The sequence below is a fragment of the Mesorhizobium sp. Cs1321R2N1 genome (assembly GCF_037179725.1).
In the GTDB taxonomy this organism is placed as follows: domain Bacteria; phylum Pseudomonadota; class Alphaproteobacteria; order Rhizobiales; family Rhizobiaceae; genus Mesorhizobium; species Mesorhizobium salmacidum.
In genome coordinates this window covers 1-7,734 of sequence record NZ_JAPYKP010000199.1, presented here as the reverse complement: position 1 = coordinate 7,734, position 7,734 = coordinate 1, and the positions used below count along the sequence as shown (strand labels likewise).

The following is a 7,734-nucleotide window of genomic DNA, read 5'->3' as shown; positions in this document are numbered from 1 at the left end:
CCGCCAAACGCCGCAAAGGCGCGGCTCCCAAACCCCGAAAAGCCTCCAAAGCAACGAAAATGGCCGCCCTCAATCCTCACAACACGCCTCCCGCAATATTGCGCAACAGGCCCACAAGGGGAGAAGGGAAAAGCGTCGCGCTAATCTCTCACCCATTCACCGCCCGGCTGTCCGCCGGCGCCTCGTCTCTTTCCGTCAGCCCATAATCCCGCACCACATGCGCGATCCGCAATCTATAGCCGGCAAAGATGCCGCCCCGCCCTGCCTTCTGCGCCTGTCGGTGTTCTTCGGTATTGCGCCAGGCCTTGACCGCCTCCTCGTCACGCCAGAACGACAGCGACAGGATCCGGTTCGGGTCGGCCAGGCTCTGGAAGCGCTCGATGGAGATGAACCCATCGATGCCGTCGAGCAGCGGCCGCAACTCGGCGGCGATGCTCAGATAAGCCTCGCGCCGGCCCTGTGCGGGCTGCACCTCGAAGATGACGGCGATCATAGCTTCACCAGTGGCGCGTGCGGGCCGGAAGCCAGTTTCAGGAACATGCGGTCCTCCCTGAGGATGAAGCGTTCACGGCGGGCGAACTCGTAGTTTGCCTTGCCGGCGGGGTCGGCGGCAAGCCGGGCCCGATAGGCTTCGTAGGCGGCCAGATTCTCGATGTTGTAGGCGGCATAGGCCGTCGTGGCCGAACCCTCATGCGGCGCGAAATAACCGATCAGATCGGCGCCGCAGCGCGGAATGGCCTGGCCCCAGTTGCGGGCATACTCCTCGAAGGCGGCCTTGCCGAACGGGTCGATCTCATACCGGATGAAGCAGGTGATGGTCATCTCGGTCTCTCCTCGAAGAGTGTTTTCGCGTCGATGGTTCGAGCGGCGTCGAACCGTTGTATCGTCCGATCTGCTAGGCAAATGTCCTGGCCTCAAGCCTGCCAGAAGGACTTCGCGCATTCGCGGCGCACATCTTCCCGTGTCAGGCCAAGGTCGCGCAGCAGATGGTCGTCGATCTCGCGGAGGTCGCGGCGCTCCAAATGGCGGTCATACCAGCGGGCCGGCAGCCGCGAGCGGACCCAGCTGATGAACGGGAACGATCGGCGCCGGGGCAACGGTGCGGGGGTGAAAGCGGTTCGTGCGGCCATCGTCGTATCCTTGATCTGGTCGGAGAATAATGTTTACCTGACAAGAATGCTTCGATGAGGATCAAACCATGCGTGAAGGACCCGATATTGCCCGCATCGCCAGCCTGGTCGGCGATCCGGCCCGCGCCAACATGCTGAACGCCCTGATGGGCGGCACGGCATTGACGGCGAGCGAACTGGCGCTGGAGGCCGGCGTGTCGCTGCCGACCGCCTCCTCGCATCTGTCCAAACTGATGGAGGGCGGGTTGCTGACCTTGGCCAGCCAGGGCCGGCATCGTTATTACGGGCTGGCCGGCCCGCAAGTGGCCGGCATGATCGAAGCCATCACCGGCGTGGCCGAAGCCGTTGGCCCCAAGCGCGTGCGGCCGGGCCCTCGCGACGGCGCGATGCGCATCGCGCGCGTCTGCTACGATCACCTTGCCGGCGAGCAGGCCGTTGCGATGCTGGATCGCCTTGTCGAGAAAAACATCCTGGTCCGTGACGACAAGGAGATCAGGCTCGGGCCCTCCGCCGCATCGCACTTCGCGGCGATAGGCATCGATGTCTACACCAAGCCGCGGCGGCCGGTGTGCCGGGCCTGCCTCGACTGGAGCGTGCGGCGCTCGCACCTCGCCGGGACGCTGGGCGCCGCCATCCTCGACAAGATCCTTGCCGAGAAATGGGCGCGCCGCGAGAAGGACAGCCGCGCCGTGGTGTTTTCGCCGCCGGGCAAGCAGGCGTTCGAGAGGGTGTTTTTGGCGTGATGGATTGCGGAGACCTCGGCGGGGCAGAGGGGGGTGGTGCCCCACGGCGTCGAAAGTCGAGTTAGCCCCGCTTCAACACCTTGCCCTTCTTGAAGAAATCCGCCCACGGATCGGCTTCCGAAAGCCGTTTCAGCGTCGTCTTGTCGCCGATCGGGAAGGCGTTTGGCGGCAGGCCGGCCTCGATCTCGGCCCAGGTCACCGGCATCGACACCGTCGCGCCCTTCTTGGCCCGCGACGAGTATGGTGCGACGGTGGTCGCGCCGCTGCCGTTGCGCAGATAGTCGACGAAGATCCTTCCGGTGCGCGCCTTCTTCGACAGCGTCGCCGTGTAGCGGTCCGGCGCGCCTTGCTCAAGCGCCCTGGCGAAATCATGGGCGAAGCCTTTGACCTCGGCCCAATCCGCCGACGGTTTCAGCGGCACGACGACATGAAAGCCCTTGCCGCCCGATGTCTTGACGAAATTGGGCAGCGACAGCTCGTCGAGCTTGCCTCTGATGTCGAGCGCCGCCTCGCGAACCGCTTTCACATCGACGCCTTCGTCGGGGTCGAGGTCGAAGACGATCTGGTCCGGCTGTTCAAGCTTGTCGATCGTGCAGCCCCAGATGTGGATCTCGACCACGCCGAGCTGGACCAGCGCCGCGATGCCGTCGAAATCGCGGATGAACAGGATTTCCTCGCCATCCGTGGGATCCCTGGTCTTCTCGATCTTCGCATGCATGCCGGCCGAGGCATGCTTCTGGAAGAAGCGCTGGCCGCCGACGCCATCCGGCGCCCTGACCAGGCTGAGCGGGCGCTCGACCACGAACTGCTTCATGCGCGGCCATACCAGCGCGTAATGATCGAGCAGGGCCCGCTTCGAGATCTTTTCGTCGGGCCACAGAAGCTTGTCCGGGTGGGACAGCTTCACGGTGGTTTTCGCCGCCGTCCCTGCCGTATTGGCGTTTGCCGCCGGCTTGGCCTTGGCTGGGCCCTTGCCTGTCGCTGCCTTATCTGTCGCTGGCTTCGGCTTTTCCTGCACGACTTCCTCCGCCGGCTTGTCCTCGCGCAGCCCTTGGAACGAAGCATGGCGTATTATACGGTCCGACGTCCAGCTGCGAAATTCCACTTCGCCGACCAGCTCCGGCTTGACCCAGACCAGGCCCTTGCCCTTCGGCACGGCCGCATCGAAGGGCGAGGCGTCTGTCTTCAGCGCATCGAGCTTCTTCTTCAGGTCGTTGGCGCCCTTGGTGGAGAAGCCGGTGCCGACACGGCCGGCATAGTGCAGGCTGCCGTCCTCGAAATAGCCGAGTAGCAGCGAGCGCAGGCCGCGTCCGGTCTTGTCCGACGGCAGATAGCCGCCGATGACGAATTCCTGCCGCGCCGTGCATTTCGATTTGACCCATGTCGGACCGCGTCCGCCGCGGTAGGGCGCATCGGCGCGTTTCGAGACGACGCCTTCCAGCCCCATGCGACAGGCATGTTCCAGCATGATCTTGCCGGGTTCGGTAAAATGGTCGGAGAAACGCACCGCCGCGTTGTCGGTCTGCTCGCCGAGCAGGTCCTGCAAGGCGTGCTTGCGCTCGACCAGGGGTTCACGGCGCAAATCCTTGCCGTCGAGCCGCATCAGGTCGAAGACATAGTAGAGGAAGCGGTTTGTCCGCTTCGCCGACAAATCCTGCTGCAGCAGCGCGAAGGACGACACGCCGCTGTCGGCCAGCACGACAATCTCGCCGTCGATGATGGCATCGCCGCATTTCAGCCTGGCGAGTTCAGCCGCGATGTCGCCGCCGAATTTTTCCGTCCAGTCGAGGCCGGTGCGGGTCAAGAGCCGCACCTCGGTGCCGGCGATCTGCGCCTGCATGCGATAACCGTCGAACTTCACCTCATGCAGCCAGTCTTGGCCGGGCGGCGCGTCCCGCTCCAGCGTGGCCAGCTGCGGCTCGATGAAGTCGAGTTTCCTGGCCGTGCCTTTCGCCTTGCTGGCGGCCGGCTTGTTCGAGTGCCAGACCTTCGGTTTCTCGCCCTTGGCCGCTTTGCCTTCGCCGACCTCCTCGATCGTCAGGCCTGATTTCACCGACTTCGGCTCGTCCTTCAGAATGTCCTCGCCGGGGCGTGCGGCGGCATCGTCGGACTTGATCAGCAGCCAGTTGTCTCGTTTCTCGCCCGGGCGCGGCCGCAGCCGCACCAGATGCCATTTGCCACGCAGCTTATGGCCATCGAGCTCGAAATTGATATGGCCCTTTTTCATCGCCTGGGCCGGATCGCCCTCCGGAGTCCAGGTGCCCTCGTCCCAGACGAGGACCGAGCCGCCGCCATATTCGCCCTTGGGGATGGTGCCTTCGAAGCCGGCATAGTCGATGGGGTGGTCCTCGACATGCACGGCCAGCCGCTTTTCGTGGGGGTCGAGGCTGGGACCGCGCGTCACCGCCCAGCTCCACAGCACGCCGTCATGCTCGAGGCGAAAATCGTAATGCAGCCTTGTGGCGGCATGCTTCTGGATGACGAAGATGCCGCCGTGCTTCTTCCCGCGCGCAACCTTGCCGGCCGGCTCGGCCGTCTTCTTGAAGTCGCGCTTCGAATGGTACTGTTCGAGGCTGCTGGCCATCTCGTATCCTCAGGCCGATTTGCGCTTCGGCGCAGCGCTTTTCGCCTTGGCGCGTTTGGCCGCCGGCTTGGCCTTCGCCGAGGATGGCTTCGTTGGTCCTGAATCCGGCGACAGGCTCTTCTTCAGCGCGTCGAACAGGTTGACGACATTGGAGGGTTTGGGCGCCGCCTTGGCTTTCGGCGCCTTGTGCCCCGCCTTCTTGGCGCGGATCAGTTCGAGCAGGGCTTCCTCATATTTGTCGTCGAACTTCGAAGGATCGAATTTCGTCTTCTTCTTGTCGATGATGAGCTCGGCAAGGTCGGTCATCTCCTGATCGGTCTTCACCGCCTCGATGTCGCCGAAGACGGTCTCCGGCTGGCGCACCGTATTGTCGTAGCGCAGCGTGGTCAGCACCATGCCCTTGCCGAGCGGCTCGATGACCACCGGGCGCTCACGGCGGTAGAGAACGATGCGCGCCAGCCCGGCCATCTTCTTGCCCGCCATGGCGTCGCGGATGACGGCGAAGGCATCTTCCGAAACCTTGTCGGCCGGCGCGACATAGTAGGGCGTGTCGAGATAGATCTGCCGGATCGAGGATTTGTCGACGAAGCCGTCGAGGCTCATCGTGTGCGAGGTTTCGATCTGCACCGCCTCGATCTCGTCCTCCTCTATATGGACGAAATCGCCCTTGTCGATCTCGTACCCCTTGATCTCGTCGCCCTCCTCGATCGGCTTGCCGGTCTCGGCGTCGACATAGATACGCTTCACCGTGTTGCCGGTCTTGCGGTTCAGGATGTGGAACGAGACCTTATCGGCATGGGTGACGACATTGGTCAGTTCGATGGCGCAGGTGACCAGCGAGAGCTTCAGATAGCCTTTCCAGGCCGGGCGCGGCGCCATGATGATTTCCCTTGACCAAGATCAGCTGCAACGGACGACCACCCCGATGGGTTCCAACCGGCTGGAGCCGGCGCGGTTGCCGCCGGCCCCGGCTGTCAGCCCCTATTCGGCGGCTTGCAGGTTGATCTTGCTTTCCGCGATTTCGGTCAGCTTGCGATCCGTCGCCTGCTCTTCCCTAAGGTTCTTGGCCAGCACATTGGCGCAGTCGCTGCGGCCGAGCTGCTTGGCCCAGGCGATCAGGGTGCCGTAGCGGGTCATCTCATAGTGCTCGACGGCCTGCGCGGAGGCGATCAGCGCGGCGTCGAGAACATCCTTGTCGTCGACATCGCCACTGACATCGTCGGCCTCCTCGAGAATGCCGTCGATGGCCGGGCAGCTCACCTGCTTGGCCTTTACGCCATGCAGCTCGAACACCTCTTCGACGCGTTCGATATGGCCCTTGGTTTGTTCGAGGTGTTTTTCGAAGCCGGCCTTCAATTGCGGATCGGTTGCCTTGTCGACCATCTTCGGCAGCGCCTTCTCGATCTGCTTCTCCGCATAATAGATGTCGCGCAGCGTGTGCACGAAGAGATCGTCCAGCGTTTTGATGTCCTTCGAAAAGAAACCCATGATTTCAGCCTTTCCATTGCTCTTGCTTGTGTCGAGAGTTGCGGCTTGCCAGTGGCAATGCCTCTGAGCCGGCAATGCCGGTCCTGTGATCCCAACGTCCGCTGCACGGGGCGGTTCCGGGCCTGCCGGCCAACCGGCAAGGAAATTCCAAGGGCGGCACGAAAGCTGAAACACAAGCGCGCCAAGGCGACATTCAAACGAAACATATGTGATGCAAAAGTCACACCGGACGAAATGGCGACAAAAGGCACCGAAACACCCCGAGTCAGCCGCATTCCGGCCACGAAGCGACGGGTTTTCGACCAGAAATTAACATCACGTTCACTGAGTATTCACGCCTCGATGCTATCGTTCTCGCAATTCGGAAGGGACATCCGAAAATCGGGACAGGGACCAGGTAAAATGAACTTCCTCACGCACCTCATCGGCTATGTCGCCGCCATCCGCGAATTCGTCGCGCCGACCTATCGGCCCGAGCGCTACTACATGCGCGGCCCCGGTCCGGCCTGCGCCCGTCGCGGCACGTCGCTGGGCGCGCACTGACCATGACCTTCGAAAGCCGCCACAACAGCCGCATCTGCAGGCCGGGCAATGAGACCCGCGCCACCGCCTATCGCCCGACTTTCGCCGACAGACGGCGTGCGACATCGCCGCGTCTTTGAGGCCGCCATCGGCTGGCTTAGTGTCCTGGGGACATAAGCAGCCGAGGCCAGCGTGACCGACCGTCCCAAGCCGCCTTCCCTAGCCTTTGATGCAAGCCATCCGCTGATCGTCTTCGACGGCGCCTGCGTGTTCTGCTCGGGCTTCGTGCGCGTGGTGGTGCGCCTCGACCGCAAGGCGCGCTTCCGTTTCGCCACCGCGCAATCGCCGCTCGGCGAGGCATTGTTCCGCAAATACAACCTGACGACCAACAGCTACGAAACCGATCTCGTCCTTGTCGGCGGCGTTCTCTTCACCCGTCTCGATAGTTTTGTCGCCGTGATGGCCGAGCTTGGCTGGCCTTGGCGAGCGGCCAGGGCTTTGTTGCTGTTGCCGCGCCAGCTGCGCGACTGGCTCTACGATCGCATCGCCAGGAATCGCTATGCCCTGTTCGGCAGGAAGGACAGTTGCGACGTCCCGCCGGCCGAACTGCGCGGGCGGTTGATCGGCTAATGCATGTCGCCCGGAAGCGTCTTCGGTTCCGGGACAACGACATGCATGAAATCAGAAGCTGTAAGACTGGCTTGGGGGCAAGCGCATGAAGCTTCTCATCGTCGGCGGCTATGGCACCTTCGGCGGCCGCATCGTCCAGCTCCTGGAGAATGAGCCCCGGCTGACCATCATGGTCGCCGGCCGTTCGCTGGGGAAGGCCGCGGCCTGGTGCGGACACCGCGGATCAGTCGCCGCGCGCTTGATGCCGGCCGTGTTCGATCGCGATGGCGACCCCGCCGCGCAACTGGCGTCGCTGCGCCCCGACACGCTGGTCGACGCCAGCGGCCCGTTCCAGGCCTATGGCGAGGGCTGCTACCGGCTGGTCGAGGCCTGTATCGAACAAGGCGTCAATTATTTCGATCTCGCCGACGGGTCAGACTTCGTCGCCGGCATGCCGGCCTTCGACGCGGTCGCCAGACGGGCAGGGCTGTTCGTGCTGTCCGGTGCTCACCGCTGCGGTGGTGCGCCGGCTCTCATTCGGCATGGCGCGGGTCGACAAGATCAGGGGCGGCATCGCGCCGTCGCCTTATGCCGGCGTCGGCGAAAACGTCATCCGCGCCATCGCGGGTTACGCCGGACAGCCGGTCACGCTGCTGCG

The 7,734-nt window shown here is 63.7% G+C and carries 10 protein-coding genes; 4 read left to right on the top strand and 6 right to left on the bottom strand.

The window, feature by feature from the left end; genetic code table 11:
• Positions 1-148: 148 nt before the first annotated feature.
• The 3 genes from O7A61_RS29640 to O7A61_RS29630 form a co-directional block, all read right to left on the bottom strand.
• The gene (locus tag O7A61_RS29640) at positions 149-493 is read right to left on the bottom strand and encodes an antibiotic biosynthesis monooxygenase family protein (protein ID WP_337108563.1); all 345 of its coding nucleotides are present in this window, start codon (positions 491-493) and stop codon (positions 149-151) included.
• The gene (locus tag O7A61_RS29635; protein WP_140749876.1) at positions 490-822 is read right to left on the bottom strand and encodes an NIPSNAP family protein; all 333 of its coding nucleotides are present in this window, start codon (positions 820-822) and stop codon (positions 490-492) included. The genes O7A61_RS29640 and O7A61_RS29635 overlap by 4 nt, the downstream gene beginning before the upstream one ends.
• A gap of 92 nt (positions 823-914) precedes the next feature.
• Positions 915-1,130, bottom strand: coding sequence for a DUF1127 domain-containing protein (locus tag O7A61_RS29630; RefSeq protein WP_337132772.1), 216 nt, complete (start codon positions 1,128-1,130; stop codon positions 915-917).
• 68 nt (positions 1,131-1,198) lie between these two features.
• On the opposite strand from O7A61_RS29630, the gene O7A61_RS29625 reads away from it, so the two are divergent.
• On the top strand, positions 1,199-1,873 hold the full coding sequence (locus tag O7A61_RS29625) for an ArsR/SmtB family transcription factor (protein WP_337132771.1): 675 nt from the start codon (positions 1,199-1,201) through the stop codon (positions 1,871-1,873).
• 61 nt (positions 1,874-1,934) lie between these two features.
• Here the strand turns inward: O7A61_RS29625 and ligD are convergent, their stop codons facing one another.
• The 3 genes from ligD to O7A61_RS29610 form a co-directional block, all read right to left on the bottom strand.
• Positions 1,935-4,457, bottom strand: a complete 2,523-nt coding sequence (gene ligD / locus O7A61_RS29620; protein WP_337132769.1) for a DNA ligase D — start codon at positions 4,455-4,457, stop codon at positions 1,935-1,937.
• A gap of 9 nt (positions 4,458-4,466) precedes the next feature.
• Positions 4,467-5,336, bottom strand: coding sequence for a non-homologous end joining protein Ku (gene ku / locus O7A61_RS29615; RefSeq protein WP_337132768.1), 870 nt, complete (start codon positions 5,334-5,336; stop codon positions 4,467-4,469).
• 102 nt (positions 5,337-5,438) lie between these two features.
• The gene (locus O7A61_RS29610; protein WP_337132767.1) at positions 5,439-5,945 is read right to left on the bottom strand and encodes a YciE/YciF ferroxidase family protein; all 507 of its coding nucleotides are present in this window, start codon (positions 5,943-5,945) and stop codon (positions 5,439-5,441) included.
• 402 nt (positions 5,946-6,347) lie between these two features.
• On the opposite strand from O7A61_RS29610, the gene O7A61_RS29605 reads away from it, so the two are divergent.
• The 3 genes from O7A61_RS29605 to O7A61_RS29595 all read left to right on the top strand — a co-directional run.
• On the top strand, positions 6,348-6,488 hold the full coding sequence (locus tag O7A61_RS29605) for a hypothetical protein (RefSeq protein WP_084636462.1): 141 nt from the start codon (positions 6,348-6,350) through the stop codon (positions 6,486-6,488).
• Between the two features lie 171 nt (positions 6,489-6,659).
• A complete protein-coding gene (locus O7A61_RS29600) occupies positions 6,660-7,097 on the top strand; it encodes a thiol-disulfide oxidoreductase DCC family protein (protein ID WP_337132766.1) in 438 nt (145 codons plus the stop codon).
• An 85-nt stretch (positions 7,098-7,182) separates the two neighbouring features.
• The coding region (locus O7A61_RS29595) for a saccharopine dehydrogenase NADP-binding domain-containing protein (protein WP_337132765.1) at positions 7,183-7,734 on the top strand (552 nt) is incomplete at its 3' end.

Bases quoted from the DNA above. Each gene is read 5' to 3' on its own strand.
- O7A61_RS29640 (WP_337108563.1), bottom strand. From the start codon at position 493: ATGATCGCCGTCATCTTCGAGGTGCAGCCCGCACAGGGCCGGCGCGAG.
- ligD (WP_337132769.1), bottom strand. From the start codon at position 4,457: ATGGCCAGCAGCCTCGAACAGTACCATTCGAAGCGCGACTTCAAGAAG.
- O7A61_RS29605 (WP_084636462.1), top strand. From the start codon at position 6,348: ATGAACTTCCTCACGCACCTCATCGGCTATGTCGCCGCCATCCGCGAA.
- ku (WP_337132768.1), bottom strand. From the start codon at position 5,336: ATGGCGCCGCGCCCGGCCTGGAAAGGCTATCTGAAGCTCTCGCTGGTC.
- O7A61_RS29625 (WP_337132771.1), top strand. From the start codon at position 1,199: ATGCGTGAAGGACCCGATATTGCCCGCATCGCCAGCCTGGTCGGCGAT.
- O7A61_RS29630 (WP_337132772.1), bottom strand. From the start codon at position 1,130: ATGGCCGCACGAACCGCTTTCACCCCCGCACCGTTGCCCCGGCGCCGA.
- O7A61_RS29610 (WP_337132767.1), bottom strand. From the start codon at position 5,945: ATGGGTTTCTTTTCGAAGGACATCAAAACGCTGGACGATCTCTTCGTG.
- O7A61_RS29635 (WP_140749876.1), bottom strand. From the start codon at position 822: ATGACCATCACCTGCTTCATCCGGTATGAGATCGACCCGTTCGGCAAG.